The 22,857-nt window shown below is 63.4% G+C and carries 21 protein-coding genes; 5 read left to right on the forward strand and 16 right to left on the reverse strand.

Annotation, left to right across the window (positions count from 1 at the left end; all coding sequences use genetic code 11):
• Positions 1–59: 59 nt before the first annotated feature.
• Both P1T08_00345 and P1T08_00350 read right to left on the reverse strand, forming a co-directional pair.
• Positions 60–419, reverse strand: a complete 360-nt coding sequence (locus P1T08_00345) for a DUF3040 domain-containing protein (GenBank protein ID MDF1594530.1) — start codon at positions 417–419, stop codon at positions 60–62.
• Positions 420–482: 63 nt separating this feature from the next.
• Positions 483–1,673 carry a DNA polymerase IV gene (locus P1T08_00350; GenBank protein MDF1594531.1) on the reverse strand — a complete coding sequence of 397 codons (1,191 nt, stop codon included), beginning with the start codon at positions 1,671–1,673 and terminating at the stop codon, positions 483–485.
• Between the two features lie 71 nt (positions 1,674–1,744).
• Between P1T08_00350 and P1T08_00355 the strand changes: the two genes are divergently transcribed.
• Entirely contained in the window at positions 1,745–2,377 is a 633-nt protein-coding gene (locus tag P1T08_00355; GenBank protein ID MDF1594532.1) for a histidine phosphatase family protein, read from the forward strand.
• 4 nt (positions 2,378–2,381) lie between these two features.
• Here P1T08_00355 and P1T08_00360 read toward each other — a convergent pair whose 3' ends face one another.
• Positions 2,382–2,897 (reverse strand): NUDIX hydrolase, encoded by a 516-nt coding sequence (locus tag P1T08_00360; protein MDF1594533.1) that lies wholly within the window; start codon positions 2,895–2,897, stop codon positions 2,382–2,384.
• Positions 2,898–2,948: 51 nt separating this feature from the next.
• On the opposite strand from P1T08_00360, the gene P1T08_00365 reads away from it, so the two are divergent.
• Both P1T08_00365 and P1T08_00370 read left to right on the forward strand, forming a co-directional pair.
• Entirely contained in the window at positions 2,949–3,743 is a 795-nt protein-coding gene (locus P1T08_00365; GenBank protein MDF1594534.1) for a hypothetical protein, read from the forward strand.
• Positions 3,744–4,010: a hypothetical protein gene (locus P1T08_00370; protein MDF1594535.1), complete on the forward strand. Its 267-nt coding sequence runs from the start codon at positions 3,744–3,746 to the stop codon at positions 4,008–4,010. It abuts the gene before it with no gap.
• Positions 4,011–4,135: 125 nt separating this feature from the next.
• On the opposite strand, the gene fabF is transcribed toward P1T08_00370, so the two are convergent.
• From fabF to P1T08_00400, 6 genes are all read right to left on the reverse strand, one after another.
• Positions 4,136–5,395, reverse strand: coding sequence for a beta-ketoacyl-ACP synthase II (fabF, locus tag P1T08_00375; GenBank protein ID MDF1594536.1), 1,260 nt, complete (start codon positions 5,393–5,395; stop codon positions 4,136–4,138).
• Positions 5,396–5,404: 9 nt separating this feature from the next.
• Complete coding sequence (acpP, locus tag P1T08_00380; GenBank protein ID MDF1594537.1) at positions 5,405–5,650, reverse strand: acyl carrier protein; 246 nt, start codon at positions 5,648–5,650, stop codon at positions 5,405–5,407.
• A gap of 10 nt (positions 5,651–5,660) precedes the next feature.
• Entirely contained in the window at positions 5,661–6,395 is a 735-nt protein-coding gene (gene fabG, locus P1T08_00385) for a 3-oxoacyl-[acyl-carrier-protein] reductase (protein ID MDF1594538.1), read from the reverse strand.
• Positions 6,392–7,471 carry a ketoacyl-ACP synthase III gene (locus P1T08_00390; protein MDF1594539.1) on the reverse strand — a complete coding sequence of 360 codons (1,080 nt, stop codon included), beginning with the start codon at positions 7,469–7,471 and terminating at the stop codon, positions 6,392–6,394. Before P1T08_00390 ends, fabG begins: the two co-directional genes overlap by 4 nt.
• Positions 7,468–8,415, reverse strand: coding sequence for an ACP S-malonyltransferase (fabD, locus tag P1T08_00395; GenBank protein ID MDF1594540.1), 948 nt, complete (start codon positions 8,413–8,415; stop codon positions 7,468–7,470). The genes P1T08_00390 and fabD overlap by 4 nt, the downstream gene beginning before the upstream one ends.
• Before the next feature lie 66 nt (positions 8,416–8,481).
• Positions 8,482–9,516, reverse strand: coding sequence for a GntG family PLP-dependent aldolase (locus tag P1T08_00400; GenBank protein ID MDF1594541.1), 1,035 nt, complete (start codon positions 9,514–9,516; stop codon positions 8,482–8,484).
• A 75-nt stretch (positions 9,517–9,591) separates the two neighbouring features.
• On the opposite strand from P1T08_00400, the gene P1T08_00405 reads away from it, so the two are divergent.
• Together P1T08_00405 and glgP are read left to right on the forward strand one after the other, a co-directional pair.
• The gene (locus P1T08_00405) at positions 9,592–10,641 is read left to right on the forward strand and encodes a septal ring lytic transglycosylase RlpA family protein (protein ID MDF1594542.1); all 1,050 of its coding nucleotides are present in this window, start codon (positions 9,592–9,594) and stop codon (positions 10,639–10,641) included.
• A gap of 64 nt (positions 10,642–10,705) precedes the next feature.
• On the forward strand, positions 10,706–12,835 hold the full coding sequence (glgP, locus tag P1T08_00410) for an alpha-glucan family phosphorylase (protein ID MDF1594543.1): 2,130 nt from the start codon (positions 10,706–10,708) through the stop codon (positions 12,833–12,835).
• A gap of 265 nt (positions 12,836–13,100) precedes the next feature.
• Here the strand turns inward: glgP and P1T08_00415 are convergent, their stop codons facing one another.
• From P1T08_00415 to P1T08_00445, 7 genes are all read right to left on the reverse strand, one after another.
• Entirely contained in the window at positions 13,101–14,273 is a 1,173-nt protein-coding gene (locus tag P1T08_00415) for an aminotransferase class I/II-fold pyridoxal phosphate-dependent enzyme (GenBank protein ID MDF1594544.1), read from the reverse strand.
• Between the two features lie 63 nt (positions 14,274–14,336).
• Complete coding sequence (locus P1T08_00420) at positions 14,337–17,804, reverse strand: adenylate/guanylate cyclase domain-containing protein (GenBank protein MDF1594545.1); 3,468 nt, start codon at positions 17,802–17,804, stop codon at positions 14,337–14,339.
• A gap of 368 nt (positions 17,805–18,172) precedes the next feature.
• The gene (locus P1T08_00425) at positions 18,173–19,303 is read right to left on the reverse strand and encodes a site-2 protease family protein (protein MDF1594546.1); all 1,131 of its coding nucleotides are present in this window, start codon (positions 19,301–19,303) and stop codon (positions 18,173–18,175) included.
• A 56-nt stretch (positions 19,304–19,359) separates the two neighbouring features.
• A complete protein-coding gene (locus P1T08_00430; GenBank protein ID MDF1594547.1) occupies positions 19,360–19,707 on the reverse strand; it encodes a hypothetical protein in 348 nt (115 codons plus the stop codon).
• A gap of 252 nt (positions 19,708–19,959) precedes the next feature.
• Entirely contained in the window at positions 19,960–20,718 is a 759-nt protein-coding gene (locus tag P1T08_00435) for a DUF1731 domain-containing protein (GenBank protein MDF1594548.1), read from the reverse strand.
• Between the two features lie 131 nt (positions 20,719–20,849).
• Positions 20,850–22,214 carry a DUF222 domain-containing protein gene (locus P1T08_00440; GenBank protein ID MDF1594549.1) on the reverse strand — a complete coding sequence of 455 codons (1,365 nt, stop codon included), beginning with the start codon at positions 22,212–22,214 and terminating at the stop codon, positions 20,850–20,852.
• A gap of 173 nt (positions 22,215–22,387) precedes the next feature.
• Positions 22,388–22,615 carry a hypothetical protein gene (locus tag P1T08_00445; protein ID MDF1594550.1) on the reverse strand — a complete coding sequence of 76 codons (228 nt, stop codon included), beginning with the start codon at positions 22,613–22,615 and terminating at the stop codon, positions 22,388–22,390.
• Positions 22,616–22,857: the final 242 nt, after the last annotated feature.

Below are 22,857 nucleotides of genomic sequence, written 5' to 3' on the forward strand. Positions count from 1 at the left end.
CAGATGCGCTTCCTCGACGGCCCACGCTCCCGGTGCGCCGGGGGCGTCACTCTAGCGACTCAGGACCGAGGTCGGAACCGTCCGTTGTTCCGGAATTTCGCAGTCCATGAGTTCCATCGCCCGGGCCCGTCCTCCACGCCGCCGGGATCGAGGTCACGGCGCCGATAACCACGCAGCACGGCTGTAGTCGAAATCACGATCAGCAGGAATCCGAACAGAGCAATGAACGTGTTGTAACGAAAGGTGGCCAGCAAGACGACAACACCCAGAACAACTCCGGCAATGGCCAGTCGGGACGACCAGCGGTTCAAGCCGCGACCCGAGATGTTCCGGACCGCGTGGGCGAGGTCCGGATCTTCCTCGTAAAACTGGCGTTCTATCTCCGCCAGTATCTGCTGCTCTCGATCGTCTAATGGCATATGGCTTCCGTTGGGTTCACACCCGTCGTGTGATCATTATACGTTGGAGCGTACCTAAGAGTCTCACCCTTCGTCGTGATCCGGGCGGGTCAATCTGGCGGGCTTCAGCGCCTCCGCCCCGAATCGATCGCGAACCTCGGAGACGGCCCCGGCCAGGTCGTCCCATTCCCCCGGCCGGTCTGTGGCGAGCTGATGCGGCGCACCACCCTCCTCGAGCATGGAAAGGCCGATGCCGATCAGCCGGACGGGACGCTCTCCAATTTCCGATCGTTCCAGGAGTTGGCCCGCCATCCGGTAGATGTCCCGCCCGACATTCGTCGGCCACGGGAGCGTGCGGCTGCGGGTGATCGTCGAGAAATCCGAGAAGCGAACCTTCAAGGTCACGGTTCGCCCGGCAAGTCCGGCACGCCGCAACCGCTCTGCAACCCGCTCAGCCTGTCTCAGTAACTCGGCCCCGATCAAATCCAGACCTTCGATGTCCGTGTCGTAAGTCTCCTCCACCGAAATCGACTTCGCTTCGCCTCCGCCGGCAACCGGTCGATCATCGATTCCACGGGCGAGTTGGTAAAGGTGCCGGCCGAGGGTTGCACCGATTCTGCGTTCGAGCGTGCCGACCGGGATTCCTGCCAGATCACCGATCGTCTTCACACCGAGACGCTCGAGCTGGGCATACGTGGCTTCCCCAACTCCCCACAGGCGCCTCACCGGCAGCGGGTGAAGGAACTCATCAATCGCATCGGCGGGCACCAGCCGCACGCCGTCGGGCTTTGCGTCCTGAGACGCCAGCTTGGCGAGCAGTTTGTTCACCGCGATACCGGCCGAAGATGGAAGATCCAGCTCGTTGCGGATAACCCGGCGAATCTTCCCGGCGACGGACGCGGCGTCGTCGAAGTGGCGTCGCAGTCCGGAAACATCGAGAAAGGCTTCGTCAATCGAGATACCTTCGACTTGCGGGGTGAAGCGGTGAATGATCTCGAAGACGAGTTCGCTCTGCTTTCGATACTCGGCATGATCTGGAGGGACGATGATGAGCCCCCGGCAGATTCGCTTGGCTCTGGCGACGGGCATTGCCGACCGCACGGAGAAGGCGCGCGCCTCGTATGAAGCTGAGGCAACGACGCCTCGCGGGCCGGTTCCGCCCACGACGACCGGCACACCCCGCAGAGACGGATCACGCAGGCGCTCCACCTCGACGAAAAAGGCGTCTATGTCGAGGTGAATGATCGGCTCTTGGAAACCGTCGTCGGAGGCCACACGGTGACGATAGAGAGGACGGTACGCCATGACGAGCCATCTCCAATCCTCGGGCATTTACACTCGTCGCCATGGCATCATTGGTCCACCTGGCACGCCACGGCGAAGTCGACAACCCGAAGCATCTGGTCTACGCGGATTTGCCGGGGTTTGGTCTGAGCGACCTCGGCAGACTGCAAGCAAAGCAGGCAGCCCGCTACCTATCGTCCCGCCCGATCGTGGCCGTATGGTCCTCACCGCTCGAGCGAGCGATCGAAACTGCCCAGTACATCGCGGCCCGCCACCAACTCCCGGTTCGTGTCGACGAGCAGTTGACCGAGTGGCACCTGTCCTCACGGTGGTCCGGCATCCGATGGGACGACCTCCCGACCAGGCTGCCGGGCGAACTCGAGGCATACCTCGATCATCCCTGGGATCTGGACTTCACACCAGAGACTCTGGCGGACCTGGCCGAACGAGTGGCTGAGGCGGCTCGTCGCCTCGCAGAACGCCACCGAGAGGGCGATGTCGTCGTGGTCGCCCATCAGGACCCGATCCAGGCCGGCCGCCTTCGCCTAACCGGGGCGGATCTTCGCAGGCAGCAAGACGCCAAGCCCGGCCATGCATCGGTCGTTTCTCTCCGGCCGGGAACTCCGTGGAGCGAACTCAGCGCATGGGAGCCCGAGGCAGCCTCCTCCTGGCCGCCGACTCCTGATCGAGCGTAGGTCGCTAAGTGCGGCCGCCGAGCGCGGAGAGAAGCGCCTGGTCGGTTTCGAACGCCAGCGGCGGAAGATCGTCCATGGCGAAGTAGCCAACCTCATCGGCATCATCGCCTGCCTGGAGTCGACCGCCGGTGATCGTTCCGGCAAACCAAATGCCGACGGTCAGCTTGGCCGGATCGTGGAAGTTCGATGCCACGAAGACCGGTTCACCGACGTCGACTACGAGCCCGGTTTCCTCCTCCATCTCGCGGCGCGCCGCCTGGCGGACGTCTTCGCCGTAGTCGACATATCCCGCAGGGATCGCCCAGAACCCGGACCGCGTTGAGCCGGGTGCTCGCCGGATAAGGAGTACCCGTCCCGCTCCGTCTCGAACCAGGACCGCGGCGCCGACGCCGGGGTTGCGCCAGTGGACGAATCCGCAATCGGGACAGACGCGGCGGTCGCGCCCCCCGAGGCTGCGAACGGTGAGCCGGGAGGCGCACATCGGGCAGAACGTGAACTCACCGGGCCAGTGGGTCGCCATGGGCGTCGATGGTAGGCATGGCAATCAACGAGTACGCGTCATAATGGACTGGTGGATCGACCCCCGACCTTCGCACCTGTCGCATTGCTGGCCGCCGCAGCAGCCTGGACATTGACGCTCGCCTTCGGGGAGCCGACGATCGGGAGTAGCGCGGCGGCGGTAGCAGCCATCGATCTGTTGTTGGTGACGGTGACGGCCATCGTCGGCATCGTCGTAGCCAGGGCCAGGTGGGCACGCCGGTATGCCCTGGTCATCATCTGTTTCATGGGAGCCATGGCATTGACCATGCAGATCTCGAACAACTGGATCGTTGCTCTGGCGCTGACCGGTCTGGCGGTCGTTGCCGTTACCGGCCCCTCACTCGACGGGTACCTACCGGAGCGCAGCGTCGCCGGTCCGCCGCCCAAGGCCGTTGCGCTCCCCCTCCTGCTCCTTCTGTTCCCCGGAGTGGCTGCGTTTGCCTCCGGCTCGCCTGTGTCGGTCGCCGCCTGGTTGGTGATCGGCGGGACCCCCGTAGTCGCCTGGGCGTACGGAAAGGCGTATGTTGCCGGACTCTGGGCGGCGCGAGTCGCAGTTCCCATCGCGGCGATGGCGATGATGTGGTCGCTCGACCCCTGGTCGATGGTGCTTCTGAGCGCCGCCGTAGCAGGCGAGTTCTGGCTGGCCTGGAGTGGCGAGGCGGCTCTGGCGATCGATGTTTCCGACCAGATCCGTCTGGCGCGCTCGATCCCGATTCCACCAGAACTGACGCCGCCGGAGGTCCTGGCCGCAGCCGGAGTAGACGAACATGGGATGCGGCTGCCGGATCCGGCATCGGAATCAAGCGAAGAAGAGGGTGGCGAGTAGATGCGTCGGTATCCCAATCCATGGGTGTTTGGACCCGCAACGGTCGGATTGATCATTGCCGCCTGGCTCGGCTACTTCATCGCCAAGTTGAGCGGCAGCGGCCCCAGCGCCGCCGTCGCCTTCGCAGCCGTGGCCGGACTGGTCGCAGCCGTCGGTGTGGCCGTTGTTGCGGTACTGGCCATCCGATCGTTCGACGAGTGGAAGACCGCCCAAGAACAAGGACTGCCGGCACCCGAAGTCGGTTGCGAGGTCCCGCCCACCGAGTGAGTTTTCTCCGCAATACTGTGGACCACCACGCACCATTGCATTGCGGAGAAAATCGTTCAGATGTTCTGCGCAATACTGTGGACCACCACGCACCATTGCATTGCGGAGAAAGTCCGTTTGTGGGGTCAGTCTCCGGGAGCCGAGAAGATGAGCGCCACGTTGTGACCTCCGAAGCCGAATGAGTTGCTCATCGCGTGGCGAATCGTCATTGGTCGTTCAACGTTCGGCACATAGTCCAGATCGCATTCGGGGTCCGGGTCATCCTGGTTGATCGTTGGCGGGGCGATACCGTCGCGGATCGCCAGGACGCTCACCATTGCTTCGAGGGCGCCGGCGCCTCCCAACAGGTGGCCGGTCATGGATTTGGTCGATGAGACGGCGACGCCGGCGGCCGCCTCCTCGCCGAGGGCGATCTTGATGGCGCTCGTTTCGGTGCGATCGTTGGCGGCCGTCGACGTGCCGTGCGCGTTGATGTAGTCGATATCCGATCCCTGCAGTCCGGCATCTTTGAGCGCCATCTCCATGGCCCTGGCTTGTCCGGCGCCGCCGGGTCGAGGCAGCGTCACGTGGTAGGCATCCGACGACATCCCGTAACCGGTCACCTCGGCGTAGATCGTGGCTCGGCGGGCGATGGCATGCTCACGTTCCTCGAGGATGAGGGTTGCCGCTCCCTCTCCCATCACGAAACCATCCCGTCCTGCGTCGAATGGTCGGCTGGCCCGGGCCGGTTCGTCGTTTCGAGTCGACAGAGCCTTAGAGGAGTTGAAGGCGGCCACTGCAAACTCGACAATCACAGCCTCAGAACCGCCGGCCACCATCACATCGACGATGCCCCTGCGGATCATCTCGGCTGCATCTCCGATCGCATTGGCCGAGGCCGCACAGGCGGTGACGGTGCAGTTCGTCGGCCCCTGGAGGTTGAAGGCGATCGAGGCGTACCCCGCCGCCATGTTGGGGATCAGCTTCGTGATCGTGAGCGGATTGACCCTCGCCGCTCCCCGTTCACGCAACGTATCGAGCCCCTCGATAAACGAGTGCATCCCTCCGAGTCCGGCACCCACGATGGCCCCAACCCCGGCGGCGGCCCGGTCGTCTCCCCGGTAGTCGAGGCCGGCGTCGTCGAGAGCCTGCGACGTCGCCGCCACGAAGAATTGCGTGTAACGATCGAGCCGACGCGCTTCCTTGTGCTCGAGGTACTCGAGCGGGTCGAAGTTTCCTACCTCAGCCGCGATCTTGGTGGCCGTGTCTGAGGCGTCGAAGGCAGTGATCCGATCCACTCCCGAGACTCCGGCGCGGGCGGCTGCCCACGACGAATCCACATCGAGGCCGAGCGGATTGACCGTACCCAGCCCCGTCACAACGACCCTGCGATCGTGCCGTTTCACGATCCCCCCTCAGCCGGCCAGCTTGGCCACCACGAGTTCAACAGCCTGGCGCACGGTGGCGAGGTTCTCTGCCTCTTCATCGGGAATCGTGACGTCGAACTCGTCCTCCAGCGCCATGAGCAGCTCAACGACTCCTAGCGAATCGACCTCGAGGTCTTCTTCGAATCTGGCGTCCGGGTTGATTTTTGCCTCGTCCAGTCCCAGCTCGCTCACGAGTAGTTGCGTGAACTTCGCCTCGATCTCTGCTCTCTCCATGGTTCCTCCTCTAGATCGTCAGGCCACCGTCGACGACGATGACTTGTCCTGTTATGAACCCCGCTTGTTCTCCGGCCAGGTACCCGACCGCGGCTGCCACGTCTTCGGGTCGCCCGAGCCTACCGACTGAGGTCGCCGATACGGCGGCTTCAAGAGCGGCCTCTCCGAGTGACGCCGTCATGTCGGACTCGATGAACCCGGGAGCGACAACGTTGGCGGTAATGCCACGTCCGCCCACCTCTTTGGCGACGGATTTGGTGAAACCGATGATGGCAGCCTTGCTCGCTGCGTAGTTGGCCTGGCCTGGGTTTCCCGCCAATCCGGAGACCGACCCGATGGAAATGATCCGGCCCCATCGATTCTTGAGCATCCCACGCATCGCGGCCTTCGTGCACAGGAACACAGACCGGAGGTTGACCTCCATGACCCGATCCCAGTCGTCGGATCCCATCCTGGCCAGCAGACCGTCGCGGGTGACCCCGGCGTTGTTGACGAGAACCTCGACGGGGCCCATCGCTGCACCGATCTTCTCGAAGAGGTCGGCAACGGCTTCTGTGTTCGAGACATCTGCCTGAACCGCGATCGCCTCTCCCCCTCCGGATCGGATCTCCTCTGCCACCGCCTCCGCCGATTCTCCGCTGGTCGAGTAATTGACCACCACCCGGCAGCCGTCGGCGGCCAGTCCGAGCGCGATGGCCCGGCCGATACCCCGCGACCCTCCGGTAACGAGCGCGACCCTGTTCACTTCGGCTCCAATCCGAAGAAATCGAAGTTCGCCTGCAGTAGCTCCAGTGTGGTCCGATCGGCCGGCGGGAAGTCAACGTCACTGGTGCCGAGAGGTTCGGTGCGCGCTCCCCACCGCAGCACAGCAGCCGCCCAGCTCAAGCCGCCCCCGAATGCGGCAAAGACGATATTCGCTCCTGGACGAATCCTGCCCTGCTCGAGTGCTTCGGTCAGCGCAATCGGAATCGTCGCTGCCGAGGTGTTGCCGTAGTCGCCGATGTTCATGAAAACCCGCTCCGGTGGGAGCTTGAGTTTGCGAGCAGTGGCATCGATGATCCGCTGGTTTGCCTGATGCGGGATGAGAATGTCGACGGCTTCGAAGGCGATTCCCGCTTTCTCAACAACCCGAACTGAGGCGCCTCCCATCATCGTGACTGCCCGCCTGAAGACTTCCGGCCCATCCATGCGAACGCCGACCTCGGAAGGCACGTCGGCCACCCGATCGCCTCTGGTTCCGTAGCCGGGTATGCAGAGGGACTCGGAGGCTTCTCCATCCATACCGAGCTCACTCGACAGCAGCCCTTCGTCACCATCGGTGGGCTCGAGCACTACCGCACCGGCACCATCACCGAAGAGCACCGAAGTGGTCCTGTCTGTGAAATCCATGTAGTAGTGGAGCTTCTCGGCCCCAATCACTAGAACCCGCTTATGTGTTCCTCCGCGGATCATGTTGGCTCCGAAGACGAGCGAGTAGATGAAGCCGGAGCAGGCGGCGTTGAGATCGACGGCTCCTGCGTTCTTTGCGCCGAGCTTCGCCTGCACGTACGCAGCCGCGCTGGGAATGAGCGTATCGGGGCTGCAGGTCGCCACGATGATGAGGTCGACATCGTCCGGCTCGAGTCCTGCCGCCGCCAGCGCACGGTGAGCGGCGATGGTCGCCATGTCAGAGGTCTCCACGTGGCTGATTCGACGTTCCTTGATCCCGGTGCGTGAAGTGATCCACTCATCGGAAGTATCCATGAAGGATTCGAGGTCTTCATTGGAAAGCACTGATGGGGGTAGCGCCTTGCCCCATCCGGTAATTGTGGCGTTTGTCATGGGCCTTCCTCCTCGTCCCCCTCGAGTTTCCCGATCGCTTCTTCGATGCTGATCAGATCGTTCACAACCAGGACGTCGGCGCCGGGAACCGTGCGCCGGGCCATGCCGGCGGTCACATCACCGGGTCCAACGTGTACGAACGTCCGGATCCCCTGTTCGGCGATCCCGTCGAGCGTATCCGAGAACCGTACAGGAGCAACTACTTGACGGGCGAGTAGCTCGGGAATTTCAGCGACCGCCACGGGAGCAGCATCGACGTTCGACCAGACGGGGAACTCCGGCCGTTCCGGCACCACGGTCGCAAGTCCGGCGGCAAGTTCAGCCTGGGCTGAGGCCATGAACGGCGAGTGAAACGCCCCGGCCACCTTGAGGGGCACCACCCGACGCAGTCCGAGTGTCCGGCCTTCATTCTGAAGCCATTCGATATCGGCGGCGCCGCCGGCAACCACCACCTGGCCCGGTGCGTTGAGATTGGCTACCCACAGCCGCCCCCCTGCTTGCCGCCTCGAGGAAGCCACTTCCCCGGCCAGCTCGGCTGTTGCCCCGATGAGGGCCGCCATGGAGGAAGGTTCAGCATCGGCCGCCGACGCCATCGCCGTTCCGCGCAAGGCGACGATCCGCAGGGCGGTGGCGAAGTCGAAGGCTCCGGCTGCAGCAAGGGCCGTATATTCGCCCAGTGAATGCCCGGCGGCGGCGGCGGGCCGGGTTCTGAGCCGGCGGGCCAACTCGTCCCACAGAGCGAAGGCAATCGCAAAAAGGGCAGGCTGGGCGCGCTCGGTCCGGGTCAGTTCCTCCTCGGGTCCGTCGAGGCACATGTCGCGGAGACTCCAGCCGAGAGTTTCATCGGCCTGGTCGATAAGGAGATCGGGTCGAGCATCGAACAGATCGGCACCCATGCCGACGAACTGACTGCCCTGCCCGGGGAAAAGAACCGCGTACGACATTGCGGTTTTCGACTGTAGGCGTGCCGGGAACGTTACGGACGGCGCCGATGGGTAGTTTCTTCAGCCCTAGAGGCTCCCCAACACGTCCAGCACCCGCCCTACGTCTCGCGAATCCACGTCCCGGTGCGTCACGAAGCGGAGCGAGTTCTTTGAGATCGAACCGACCAACACCCCGGCCTCTGCCAGGCGCGTCTGGAGCTCTCCGGCCCCGACCGGCAGGCCCTCGCCGTGGACCACCACCATGTTGGTTTGAACCTGCTCCGGCGAAACCGCTTCCGGGAAACGGGCGCCGACCCCCTCCCCCAGCTGCTGCGCCAGGAGATGATCATCACCAAGCCGGCCGCGCGATTCGAGAGCCAGGGCTGCCGCGGCCGCGATCACGCCCACCTGTCTCATCCCTCCACCCAGGCGCTTCCGGAGGAAGCGGGCTTCGAGGATCACATCGGCTGGACCGCACAGGATGGAGCCGATCGGCGCCCCAAGCCCCTTGCTGAAACAGAACTGAACGGTGTCGGCCTGGGCCGCATACTCATGAGCACCGATCCCGGTCGCCGCCACCGCATTCCAGAGACGCGCCCCATCGAGATGTATCCGCAACCCGGCAGCCCGTGCCACGGCAGAGGTTTCTCTCATCAGGTCGAACGGAACCACCGTTCCGCCCGACCAGTTGTGGGTGTTCTCCCAGGCCAGCATCGCGATCCGGGGAAAGTGGTAGCCGCTCTGTTCGATGGCGGCCGCGACATCAGAGGGCTTGATTTCTCCCGAGCCGTTTGCCACCGTTCGGAATTGAAGGCCGCCGATGGCGGCCGCCGCCCCCATTTCGTAGTTGCGTACGTGGGCGGTCTCGACGCAGAGCACCTCATCGCCGGGACGGGCCTGGGTCACCAGGCCGAGCAGGTTCCCCATCGACCCGGAAGGCACGAATACGGCGGCGTCCTTGCCGACGAGTGCGGCAGCCTCCTCCTCCAACGCGTTGCCGGTTGGATCCTCGCCGTACACATCATCACCGACGTCGGCCGCCGCCATCGCTTGCCGCATCGCGGCGGTCGGACGTGTCACGGTGTCCGAACGGAAGTCGGCAATGCCATCGGGAAATGCCACGTGAACGCTCCTTCATCTGGTTCCCTCACAGCGTAGATCCTTGGGGTCGGGCCGCGAACGGTCCACAATGGCGGCGTGCGGCGTCATCTCCTCATTGCTTTCAGCCTTCTCATTGCTGCCCTCGGCCCGGCCGCCCTCGGATCGACCGCGGTCGATCGAGCGCTTGACCTAGCCGAACTGCGTCTCGAGCGCCCGGCGCTCGAAGCTTTGGTAGAGAGCGCCCGCGCCGATTTCGAGGTACACAGCGCTGGCTTCGAGTTGAGTCGCGAGGAGCTCGACGCCGTGCTCGCCGAACAGATCGTTGCACTCGACCAGCTCGAGGAGGTGGAAGGCGATCTGCGCGCCGCTCGCTCCAGGTTCGATGATGGCATCGAGCAGTTGTACATTCGCGGCGGGACGGCGGCATTGACCGTCGTGATGTTCTTCGACGATCCGACTGAGGCCGGCATCGCCACCCACTACCTCGAAGCTCTCAATGACTCCGAAACCGATTCATTGGGCGACATCGAGGAACTGCTCCCCGTCATGGATGAGCTCAAGTACACCGCCTTCGACGCGGTCGAGCTGGCCGAAGCCGATTATGCCGAGCGGGAGAGAGCGTTTCTTCTGGCGGCCGGACACCTCGCTGAGCTCGAATCGGAGCTGGCACGGCTCGACGTGCGTGTTGATCGTCTTACGACGGAGTGGCGCGAATATCGCTTGGGACTAGTTGAGGACGTCCTCCAGGCCACCGGCGCCACCGGCGTTCTGGCCGAGGTCACGGCCGAGCAGGGAGCGCTACGCGCGTCGTTGCCACTCGGACCGACAGTCGGCATCCCGCCGGGCCTCGAATCCACCGGCCGAGTCCTCTCCGGAGTTGCCTCGTGGTACGGGCCGGGTTTCCACGGACGGCGGGCCTCGAGCGGAGCCATCTTCGATGAACGCGACTTCACCGTCGCCCACAAGACGCTCGCACACGGGACGTTGCTCCTGGTCACCTTCGGCGACAAGCAGGCCGTCGTCATGGTCAACGATCGGGGGCCGTTCATCGAGGGCCGCTCGTTCGACCTGTCGAAGGCCGCCGCCCAGTACCTGGGTGTCGGCCTCAACCGGATCAAGGCGGAGGTCCTCGTAGCTGCTCCCTAATCCCGGCAGCAGCGGGGCGACGCTAACCTGCGCACACTTCCTTTTCCCTACCCGTGAGTTTTTCATGATCAAAATCCCTATTCTGACGTCCGACGAACTACGCATCCCCGAGCGCTATTCACTGCTCTACGAGCTCGCCTTCAACCTCTGGTGGACATGGGATCCGGTTGGTCAGGATCTCTGGCGAACCGTCCATCCGGGTTTGTGGACGGAATACCACAATCCGATCGATTTGCTGCGTGCCCTGGACCCCGATATCTGGGCGGCGCTCGACGAATCTGAGACCTTCCACGACCTGTACACCGAGGCAACGCGCCGCTTCGAGGAGTACATGAACGACCAGGACACCTGGTGGACCAGGGAGCATGAGAAGGCGCTGCCGTCGGGGCCGATCGCCTATCTGTGCGCCGAATACGGTATCCACCAATCGCTTCCGATCTATTCCGGCGGGCTCGGCGTCCTGGCCGGCGATCACACGAAGGCGGCATCAGATCTGGGTCTTCCGTTCGTCGGCACGGGTTTGCTCTATCGCCGCGGGTACTTCCGTCAGGAAATCGATGCCACCGGAGATCAGCAGCACATGCATCCTCACCTCGACGTCCGCCAGCTGCCGGTTCGCCAGGTCGCAGGGCCGACCGGCGGCCAGCTCAAGGTCGCAGTCGATTTCCCCGGCCGCCAAGTCCAGGCGGTCGTCTGGCTGCTCCAGGTCGGGGTGGTACCGATCCTGCTGCTCGATACCGACATCCCCGAGAACGACCCGGCGGACCGGCCGATCACCCACACCCTCTACGTGCGTGGTCGGGAGATGCGCTTCTGCCAGGAGATGGTCCTCGGCATCGGGTCGGTCAAGGCGCTGGCCTCGCTCGGGATCGAACCGTCGGCCTGGCACGTCAATGAGGGCCATGCGGCCATGTCGATTCTCGAGCGGCTAAAGGACACGGTTGCGGAAGGTCACAGCCTCGCGGAAGCCGAGGAACTCGTGCGCTCGAACACGGCTTTCACGCTGCACACTCCGGTGCCGGCCGGGAACGAAGTCTTCGATTTCTCGCTCGTCGAGCGGTATTTCGGCTACTGGCCGGGCCTGGTCGGTTGCGACCTCGGCTATCTGGCCAGGCTCGGTGCCTCTCAGGAAGGAGAGGATGGACGTTTCGACCTCGGTGCCATGGCCATCAAGATGGCCTCGACGGTGAACGGCGTCAGCCAGCGCCACGCGGGCATCGTCAACGACGGCTGGGGCCACCTGTTGCGTACCCCTGCCATCGGCGTTACCAACGGCGTGCATACCCCGGGCTGGATCAGCCGGGACCTCGACCGGCTCCTCACTCGCCATATCAGCGTCAACTGGCGGCACAAGCTGGTCGACGACCCGGGGGCGTTCGACGCTATTCGCAAGATCGACGACGCAGAACTCTGGGCAGCCCACCTCAGCCAGAAGCGGCTGTTGACCCGTTTTGCCCGCGGTCGGATTCGCGGGCAGTTCGCCCGGCATGGAGCGTCACCGAACGAACTGCGCTCGATCGAGACCATGTTTCCCAGCGATCGACTCACGATCGGCTTTGCCCGCCGCTTCGCCGGTTACAAACGGTCCACCCTCATGTTCCACAACAAGCCGTGGCTCCAGGCCATCCTGACCAATCCGGACCGCCCGGTGCAGATCGTGTTTGCCGGCAAGGCACATCCTGCGGACCAATGGGGAAGCGGACTTCTACAGGAAGTTCACGAGCTGGCCAACACTCCCGAGTTCAAAGGCCACCTCTATGTCCTCGAGGACTACAGCCTCCGGATGGCCCAGTTCCTCGTTCAGGGTGTCGACGTGTGGTTGAACAACCCGCGCCCGCCGGAGGAGGCGAGCGGCACGTCCGGCATGAAGGCCGCCCTCAACGGTGCCATCAACGTGTCAACGCCGGACGGCTGGTGGATCGAAGGCCACAACGGCTCGAACGGCTGGGTCTTCGGAAGCGAGCACGGAAACGGCGACCACGCCGCCCAGGACGGCGAAGACGCCGTGGCGCTCTATCACACCCTCCAGGATCAGGTGATACCCACGTTCTTCGACCGTGACGACAAGGGCGTCCCCCACGCCTGGGTGGCGATGATGAAGGAATCGATCATCTCCGTGATCAACGACTTCTCCACTGCGCGAATGGTGTCCGAGTATGCAGAAAGGGTGTATTTGCCGCTGGTGGGTCACTAGTCGCAGGTCAATAGTCGCGGGTTGCTAGTGGTCCGTCGCGGATTTGGTGACTTGGTCTCCTGCCGGACGATCCCCGCTGTGGCAGGGTTCGTGGCACTGCCTACCCCGGTCATCAAATAGCAGACAGACCACTAGTTGCGAGTCGCTTGTTTCCTGCGCCAGCACGTCGGCAGTGGTGGCACCCGGGAGGGCGAATACGGGGCCGGTCAAATCGCCCGCCTGATCGCTGATCCAGCGAAAGACGGCCCCCGGTAGATCCACCTGCTCAGAGACGGTCGAGCGCTTTCCGGAGCCCGCGAACTGCCTGAGCGATCCGGTGTTCGTTTTCGACGAGGGCGAACCGGACGTACCCCTCCCCCGATGCTCCGAACCCAACGCCGGGGCTGACCGCCACCTTGGCACGTTGCAGAAGGTCGATTGCAAAGTCGACCGAGCCCAGCTCACGGTAGGGGTCGGGAATCGGGGCCCAAACGAACATGGTTCCCTTCGGTGCTTCGGCTTTCCATCCGGCGCGATTGAGTCCATCGATGAGGACGTCGCGCCTGCGCTTGTAGATCGCGTTCACCTCGGAGACAAAACCGTCACCTTCATTGAGGGCAATGATCGAGGCGATCTGGATGGGCTGGAACGTGCCGTAGTCGAGGTAGGACTTGAGCTTCGCCAGAGCCGCCACCATCTCGGCGTTCCCAACGACGAAACCGACCCGCCACCCTGCCATCGAATGACCTTTGGTCATTGTGTAGAGTTCGACGCCGACGTCCTTGCCGCCCGGGACCTGAAGCAGACTCGGTGGCGAATAGCCGTCGAAAGCCACATCGGCGTATGCGAAATCGTTGACGACGAATACGCCGTATTCCTTGGCAAAGGCGACGAGTCTGACGAAAAAGTCCTCGTCGACGCACATGGTGGTGGGGTTATGAGGGAACGAGACGAGGATCACCCGCGGCCGCGGCCAGGAGTCGTGAAAGGTCGCCTCCATCCGATCGAAGAAATCCTCATCGGCGGAGACCGGCACTTTACGGACCTCGGCCCCGGCCAGAAGCGGGGCGTAGATGTGGATCGGGTAGCTCGGCTCCGGTACGAGTGCAACATCACCCGGCTGCACGAGCGCCCACATGAGGTGCGATAGGCCCTCTTTGGCGCCGATCGTGTTGATGACTTCCGTCTCGGGATCGAGTTCGATGCCGAACCGTCGCTGGTAGCGGTCTGCAACGGCTTTGCGGAGATTCGGTATGCCCCTCGACTGCGAATAGCGGTGGTTGCGAGGATTCTGGGCGGCTTCGATCAGTTTCTGGACCACCACCGGGTTCGTCGGAATATCGGGATTGCCGAATCCGAGGTCAATGATGTCCTCACCCGCCCGTCGTGCCTCACGTTTGAGGCCGTCAACCTTGGCGAAGACGTACGGCGGCAGGCTGTGTATGCGGCGAAATTCCACTAGTAGTCCCTCCTGACCGCAGCGTACCAACGGTTCGGTGCGATGTCGGGATTCCCATCCTGGTCAGGCATGAGCGAGCCGTTCGAGCGCTACGTCGATCGGCACGGTCGTCATGCCGATCTCGTCGCTCATGCGGCGTGCCTCTTCGATGAGTGCCCGACGCTCAGGATGATCTGCGGGTAGGAGCAGGGCACCTGCAACGAGCAGGACAACTGCGTTCGGCGGCGAGCTCCAGTGTTCGGACCAACGGCGCCCTTGTTCTCGCAAAGGCTCTAGTTCACCCGCTTCCAGGCGATCGAGAGCGTCGAACTCCTCTCGGAATGCTCGCACCCAGGTGTCGGCAGGCAGTTCAGACAACCTATCCCGATACTCGGCGATCAGCTCCGGGTCACCGGAAGTCAGCGCGCAGTTGCGGGCGTAGTAGATGATGATGCCGTGCGCGTAGGGGAACCCACGCGACAACTCGAGTGCCTCGTCGAGACCGTCGCGGAACCGGCCTTCTGCCCAGGCGATTGTCATCGATGCCCTCTGGATGGCCTGGAGAAGCTGCGGATCGTCCAGGTCGCCGATCAGTTCCCTCGCCTTGGCCAACTCTTCTTTCGCGAGAGCAACGTCGCCTTGGTTGGCCGAGGCCGATGACCGATACACGTAGTGGTGTGACCACCAGTCGGCGGGGGCATCCGCGAAGACGGGGTCTTCGGTGATGGTCGCCGGTGCGTTGAAGTCGCCCATGTAGATCCGGTAGGACGCCCAGTTTCCCGCGAAGAATTGGAGGTGGGACTTGTCTCCGAGACGCCGCGCTTCCTGGTAGCCGGCCTCAGTGGCTGCGATGCTCTCTTGCGGGTCCGGTGATCCATATCCGATGTTGGCGAGTGCGCGGAGTTTCGTGCCGACGAGACCGTTTACCTCGGCGATCTTGAGTGCCTCGCGGAGCAGCGCCATGGACTCGCGCGGTCGCCCTTGGTTCGAGAGGGCAGTTCCCCTCGTGATCATCGATTGTGCGGCAACCTCGTCGAGATCGAGCAGGTCGGCAGCCCGCATGGCCACCAGAGCCGTCGCCGCCGCGTCGCCTTCGCCGGCCAGCATCTGTCCCCGCGCCAGGGCCATGTAGGCCCTGGTCAGTCCCTCGTCGCCTTCAGGGTCCGGGTGGTCGGCCAGGTAGGGCGCCAGGACTTCAACCGCGCGTTTGGAACGGTTACTCACGTTGTAGGCCGTACCGAGCAGGCTCATTGCTCGCGCCTCCGTGCTTTGGTCGCCGAGTTCCTGGGCGGCTTCGATGGAGCGCCGCGCATAGGCCTCGCACTCCTCGTACCGAGCGAGATGCTCGGCTGCAGCTGCGGCTCGCTCGAGGAACGGCAGTAGATCGCCAGGTCCGGTGAAGAACTCTTCCGCCTGCTTCGCCAGGCCGAGGCACTGGTCCCAGGCGTTGAGATCATCAGCTCTGTCGATTGCGTCGAGTAGGGCAGCCTTCGCTCGATCACCAAGTCTCTCAGCATCTTTCGAGTCGGGAGTAGCCCGGAGGGTCTCAACGAGATGGAACGCCACCAGCCCTGCCAGCTCATCATCCTCCAGAGAGGCGAAGAAGTCGGCGACCTTGAGGTGACGTGCACGACGGACTTCTCGTGAAATGCGGGCGTGGGCAACCTCCCGGATGAGGCCCTGCACGAACCGATACTGACCGCGCTCAGGTGAACGGGGGTCGCGGACAATTTCCAGCAACTCGTGTCGGACCAGAGGTTCGAGTCCGGACTCGAGGTCCTCTTTGGTCTGATCGGTTAGGAACGCCAGGCCTTCCAGACTGAATGAATGACCCATTACGGCTGCGTCCTGCAGCAGGAACCGATGAGCTTCGGCTAGTCGATCGAGGCGAGCTCCGATCACCGCACTCACAGACTCGGGCACAGCGAGGTCGGTGAGATCGCTGGTGATCTCGAACGTACCGTCGCTTTGCTGGGAGATGACGCCTTGTCCGAGCAGCATGCGGACGAATTCAACTGCGTACATGGGAACGCCGCCCGACCGTTCGACCACCCCGACGAGTGTCTCCTCTGGGATGCCGGGAACGAGCCCGGAGACGAGCGCCCCCATATCATCATCGCTGAGTGGGCTGAGATTGAGGGAAATGAAACCCCGCTTGCCGGCGCCCCAGGTCGGCCGTCGATCGAGCAGATCTGCTCGCGCCAACGTGATCACGAAGATGGGATGGTCTCGAGACCAATCGGTCATCTCTTCAACGAAGTCCAGCAGAGCCGGGTCGGCCCAGTGGAGATCCTCGAATACGAGAACCGTCGTTCCCTTGGCGGCAATCCGTTCGAATAGGAGCCGGTAGGCGGCTGCCTGCTCGCTGCCTTCACCGACGTTGCCATCGCGCAGGCCTAGCAAGGCTTCAATGTGGGGCTCGACCCACCGCTGCTCATCCGGGTCGGGGATGTAGGCGTCGACCATCTCCCGGAGTCGGGTGCGCGATGTGGCGGGATCGTCAGATTCTGCGATGCGGGCGCGGTGCCGGACCATCTCACCCACGGCCCAGAAGGCGAGGTTGTCCCCGTAGGCGGGCGAACGACCCTGGTGCCAGTAGATATCGTGGATGAGACCGTCGATGTACTTCTGGAACTCCCAAACGAGGCGGCTCTTGCCGATCCCCGCCTGGCCGATCACCGAGATGAGGCGGGCCCGCTGCTCGCGCTCGGCGGCATGGAGCTGGTCTTTGAGCATGCGCAACTCGGGATCGCGGCCTGTAAATGGCGGCTCCAGGCCGTCGTTTCGGAGTGCACCACCGACTTGGGCGACGATCCGCAAAGCTTTCCAGGCGGGAACCGGCAGCTCTTTGCCCTTCATGTCGAGCGAACCGATGTCTGCGAACTGAATCGAGTCGCCTGCTGCCCGGTACGTGGTCTCCCCTACGTACACCGTGCCGGGCTCGGCCGATCCTTGCAGCCGGGCGGCTGTGTTGACGAGGTCGCCAATCACCATGCCTTCGGAATTCGTGTCCGACCGCACCGAAGCTTCGCCGGTCAGCACCCCCGCCCTGGCCGCCATTTCGGGAACGCCGGCGTCGGCTCCGAGCTTGGCCACCATGTCGACCAGCTCCATGCCGGCACGAACGGCCCGTTCGGCATCATCCTCGTTGGTGGCGACGGCGCCCCAGGCGGCCATGACGGCATCACCGATGAACTTCTCGACCACCCCGCCGAAACGTTCGATGATCTCTCTGCTCCGGTCGAAGTAGTCGGAAAGGAATGAACGGACGTCCTCGGCGTCCCGGCCCTCGGAGAACGTTGTGTAATTGACCAGGTCGACGAAGAGGACCGAGACGATCCGGCGCTCGAGATTGGTATCGGGCCCGGCGGAGGGGGTCGCGGCCGGAGCCGGTGAACCACCTGCCAGCACCGTGCCGCATTCACCGCAGAACCGATTGCCGGGCGGGTTCTCGGCGCCACAGTTCGAGCAAGCTGCCGCCAGGCTGTTGCCACAATTGCCGCAGAACTTCTGACGGGCCGGGTTCTCGTGTCCGCAAGTGGGGCAATGCATGGTCAGGCCCTCATCATCCCCTCAGTCACGCAATTTCTCCCCTCGAGTGTTCCACAAGATACGCGACGCGCCGGCGTTATGCACCGACCACGCCCGGAACCCGGCTCGCTGGAGTCGGCCCCGACGATGGATCGCGTGTCCATCGGGCAGGGTTCAGGACTTGATTCTGCGTGGTAGCCCGATGCGCACAGGTACTCCGGATGCGTAGTGCACCGGGGCGCACGACGATTCGGCTGGCTGGTGCAGGAACGTGGCATCGTCCCACCGCTGCAGCATGACGGCCCGCCGCACGGGACTGGAAGTGGTGAGGGGATAGTCGTTGGCCGTGATCATCTCTCAATATTCGGAATCGTGACCGCAGCTTCAGTTCAGGCGGCCTGAGGCCGCACGTCGCGTAACCTAGCCAGCATCCGGGCGGTTTCGGCCACCGTGGCGAACTGAGCCTGAGTTATCGTGCCAACCGGAGTTGACCCTTCCCAGACCACGACAAGCGGCGCAGTCCCTATCTTGTGCAGCAGTCCCGCCGCCGGCTCGTCAGCCTGAACTGCCGGGTACTCGTCCACCAGTCGGGCAACCGAGCGCACAGACGTCGTCCAACGATCACCGGCCTCCACTGCAGCCAGGGCATCGACCGTCACCACCCCGCCGACCGATCCGTCCGGGTCGCCGACCAGATAGAACGGGCGGATCTGCCAGGTCGCATATCTGTCGATGAACGCACCTACGGAGAGCCAATCTCCTTCTACCGGTTCGGCCGCCGTCATGATGTCACGTGCGGTGACGGCTCCCAGGTCCTTGTTCAGCGACGCGAACTGGATTTCGGCCGTCGCCGCGTTTCTCAGGAACCAGCCGATCAACGCTGTCCACAACCCGCCGAATCCGCCGAATACGAGTTGGACCAGGCCCAGTGCGATTAGCGCGGACCCGAAGGTGCGACCCACCTTGCCGGCGGTTTGCGTTGCCCGTCCCCTATCCCCATGGCGCTTCCACAGCCAGGCGTGCAGGAGACGACCCCCGTCGAGGGGCGCGCCGGGAGTCAAGTTGAAGACCGCCAATACGATATTGATGAGACCTGCCCATCCAACGATGGCCGCGGGAAGTCCGGTCAGCACGGTGGCGATGCCGTAGAGGCCGGCGCCGAGCAGCACACTGATGCCCGGACCAACCCCGGCGATCTCTGCTTCGGCACGGGGGGTTTCAGCCTCGCCCTCGAGCTGGGCGACTCCGCCGAAAGCCCACAGGCTGATGCGTTCGACTTCGACTCCGTGACGGCGAGCCACGACGGCATGGCCGAGCTCGTGGAGCAATACGCTGCCGAGCAGAGCAGCGGCCGCGATCACCCCTCCCACCAGATAGACGGCATCACTCCGGCCGGGAACTGCGGCAGGCAAGAAGCCTCCTGAAGCGGAGAGCGTGATGAGGAAGGCGATCACCAGCACGCTCCAGTTGATTTCGATTCTGACACCGGCCAGGCGGCCGAGACTGAGATTGTTTCTCATGGGATGACTCCTTTCGGGGTCGGGCGACCGGGCAGTCGCCGGGAGGTGTTGTGAAATCAGGCGGTAGTAGGACAGGGCTCGAGGAAATCGGACAAAGCCTCTTCCTTGGCCGGGTCGAGAGGTCCACTGGATCGCCAGAGGATGCCGCCCGCTCGATCGATGAGCAACGTATGAATCGTCGAATCGTCTTCGATACCAAGTGACGCAAGGAACTCGATCTTGTCGATGTAGAGCGTGATCGTGTGTTCACGGATGGTCCGGTCGGGAATTCCGGAGCGCATTCCGCTGTCGATGAACCACTGCGAAAGCCGGCCCCTGGATTCGATGACCGGCAACTCGTAGGCAACCAGATTGGAGTGACGGGCCTGAAGCCGTCTTGCCAAAGGCATCCAGGTATCGACCAACGTCTGATGGTCTCGCCGGAAAGCCAGTATGACGAGGTTCTTCTCGCCTTCTAGTGGTCCGTCGCGGATTTGGTGACTTGGTCTCCTGCCGGACGATCCCCGCTGTGGCAGGGTTCGTGGCACTGCCTACCCCGGTCATCAAATAGCAGACAGACCACTAGGCCCCCCGGAAGGGTGACAGACCTGCGTTCGAGATTCGATCCGGCAACAGTCGGGAAGTGCATAACTCCTCCATGAGACTCTTCAACTTGTCTACGGAGCCCGCCACCGGTTCGGATGAATGAGTCTCTCGGCCGACTCAGAACCCGACCAAGCGAACGGTCCGGCGAATGGTGTCTGCACTGCCGGGTCGTCAACGAGCAAATCGAATCTCAGATGTGGGACGGAGGCGGTCATCCCCTGTTTCAGCATTCGGCTCAGCGCCGTTTCGAGGTCCGCATCGGAGAACTCGAATCCGTCATCCACCAGGCGTTCGGGCAAGACCCTGGTGCTGGAAAGGCCGATGGCCTCGGCCTTCTCGGCGCCAAGCGCGAGCCGCATCGCGAGTTTCGGTACCGGGAGAACGGCGGGTCGGTGAACTGCACGGACCAGGTGCTCCGCGAACTGCTTCTGACGCACGGGAGAAGTACCAACGAGGTTGACGGGTCCTTCGAGATCGGATCCGATCAAATGGTCAAAGGCGCGAATGACGTCGGAGAGGGTGATCCAGCTCCACCACTGCCGTTCATCGCCGATAGGTCCGCCGAGTCCAATTTTGAACAACGGCACGAGCCGCTCCATCAACTGAGCACGCCGCGACAGAACGAGACCGGTGCGTGGATAGACAACGCGGATGCCCGCTTCGGCTGCCGGTGCCGCGGCCATCTCCCAATCGAAAGTCAACGAAGCGAGATAGTCGTCGGTCGGACCGCGCGAAGAGGACTCCGTGAGGATTTCGTCACCCCGATCGCCGTATATGCCGATCGCCGACTGGGATCGACCTGCGAAGTGGGTGACTTTTATGCACAGCACTTCGGTTGTTCTACGTGGCCGCGGACAACCGGGATGATGTTCTTTGAACCTTCTCCGAGAGCGACCGGCTCAGGCGCAAGGCCCAATGAGAACGATGTATTCGGCATAGCCGTGGGTCGAGACCCGGGAGTTCAGGGCGATCGCCCTCTGGTCGTGTACCGGTGACCGAGCGGACTGGTCCACTCGTGGTCGCCGGCTTCGGTGCGCCGGTAGCTCCAGCCCGCACCGTGTCGTACGCAGTGGTCGTGCCGGCAGAGTGGGGCAAGGTTGCACCAGCACGTCGGTCCGCCGTCAATCCAGGGCGTGATGTGGTCGAGATCGCACCGCGTCGACGAGACACGGCATCCCGGGAACGCACAAGTCGGGTAGGCAGTCTCGATCGTGCGCCGATCTGCTGCTGTGGGGCGGCGGCGAGTGCTCCCGGAACATATCGGTTGGTGCTCGGCGTCGGTAACAACGAATCGCCACTCGTCCCTGCGCGAGGTTTGGGCCACCTGGCGTGCGATATCCGAAATCACCGGGCCGTAGCCCCCAAGATCACCGGGAGACTCCGCAAGCTCTGCAAGCGTGGCCAGGTCAACCGTCATCACAAGTGATCCTCGCCTTACCTTGCGCCCAGGGTGTGAAACGGTGGGATCGAGCAAGTCGAGGGCGACATCCGCTCGGAGTTGATCCATCGTGCGCGTCTCTCCTGAGGTCCGTAGGTCGCGAGCAGCCGAATCGATGCGATCACGGATCCGGGCGGCTCGATCGGGCGGCAGGTCCATCAGGTACAGGTGTGTTGTGCCGTCAGAGCTGGGCTCGAGAACGACTCGGCGCTCATCGACAGCGTTCTCATAGCGGTGCTTGGCATCTTCGGGATCGGCCTCGACGCTGAGCTTTCGCAGCAGCGCGGTCAGCTGCCCGGTCGTGAGCTCGGAAGCCCGCTCCAACGCGAGGTGGGCAATTTTCTGCGCCTGAGTGGCCGGCAGATGATCGGTGCGATGAAGGATGAGATTGGCACGGCGCCTGTCGACACGCCCGGCAACAAACTCCTGCCAGACAGTCGGCAGCCGCGTCTGGAAGTCTCGAGCTATGGAGAGTTCGTTGTCCGCTGCCCTCCGGGTGAGCCGGAGCGCTGCCCGGATCTCGGATGAACAGGCTTTCTCCACTAACTCGAAATCGGTCTCGCCATCCCGGTTCAACTCGTCGGTGACTGCATCGGCCACTGAGACCATTGAGGCATACAACCGTGCCTGGTAGTGCGATGCCATCCGCTGATGGGCCGCCATCACGATGACGCGATCGTGGCCCGACAGATCCTCAACGTCGATATCCGACAGCAGAGCAGACAGCACGATCCCGGGTTCCATCCCGGCCAACTCGGGCGGAATAGATGGCGCGGAAGGAGTTGCTGAATTCGCCTCCTCGATCGCCAGAGCCAGCTCCAAATCAGCTTTGTCGGCTTGGTCAAGCCAGCCCTGGATCTCTGTATCCAATGTCAGCGTATCGAACATATGTTCGATCATACCCGGCGCGGGAGACAGAAAACAGCGCCTTGAATTCTTGCCCATCGAGGCATAAACCCCTCGCTTCTGAAGCGAGGGGTTCCAACCATCCCATCACAATGGTCGAAGCAACTAACGAGCGACCAACAAGATGAGTCCAAACAGGGCCGGTGCCCACCCGCTCAGTCGGTGGACCCGAGGCCGATTCCCGTGATCGCCCAGTTGCCGGTGGCGTCCTTCTCCATCTGTAGCTGGAGGGCCCGGAACCAATCGGTGAATACGTAGCAGCCCTGTGGTTGGCCACAGTCGTCGATCCCAGCCTCAAAAAGCACGGTCCCGTCCTCCATCATCGCAGTGAGCATGTCGGTGACGCCGGCATCGGGTTGGGCTTCGGCGAGGAGTTCCTCCACTCCAGGAGCAGGCCCATTGCCGGATCTGAGCCGGTTGATGCTGCGAGGGCAACCGTGTCGATGAGAACCGTCAACGATTCGAATTCAGCTGCCGCGTCGATGAGACGCCGGGTCCGACCGACGATCCCTGCGTCCGTCCTTGTTCGTAAGCACCCAAATTCAACCGCCCAGAGCCGAGACGGACGACCTCCGGGTCGGAGCAAGCAGTCGCACCGTCGATGCGAGAGCGCATTGTATCGGTC

The sequence above is a fragment of the Acidimicrobiia bacterium genome (assembly GCA_029210695.1).
In the GTDB taxonomy this organism is placed as follows: domain Bacteria; phylum Actinomycetota; class Acidimicrobiia; order Spongiisociales; family JAHEDJ01; genus JAHEDJ01.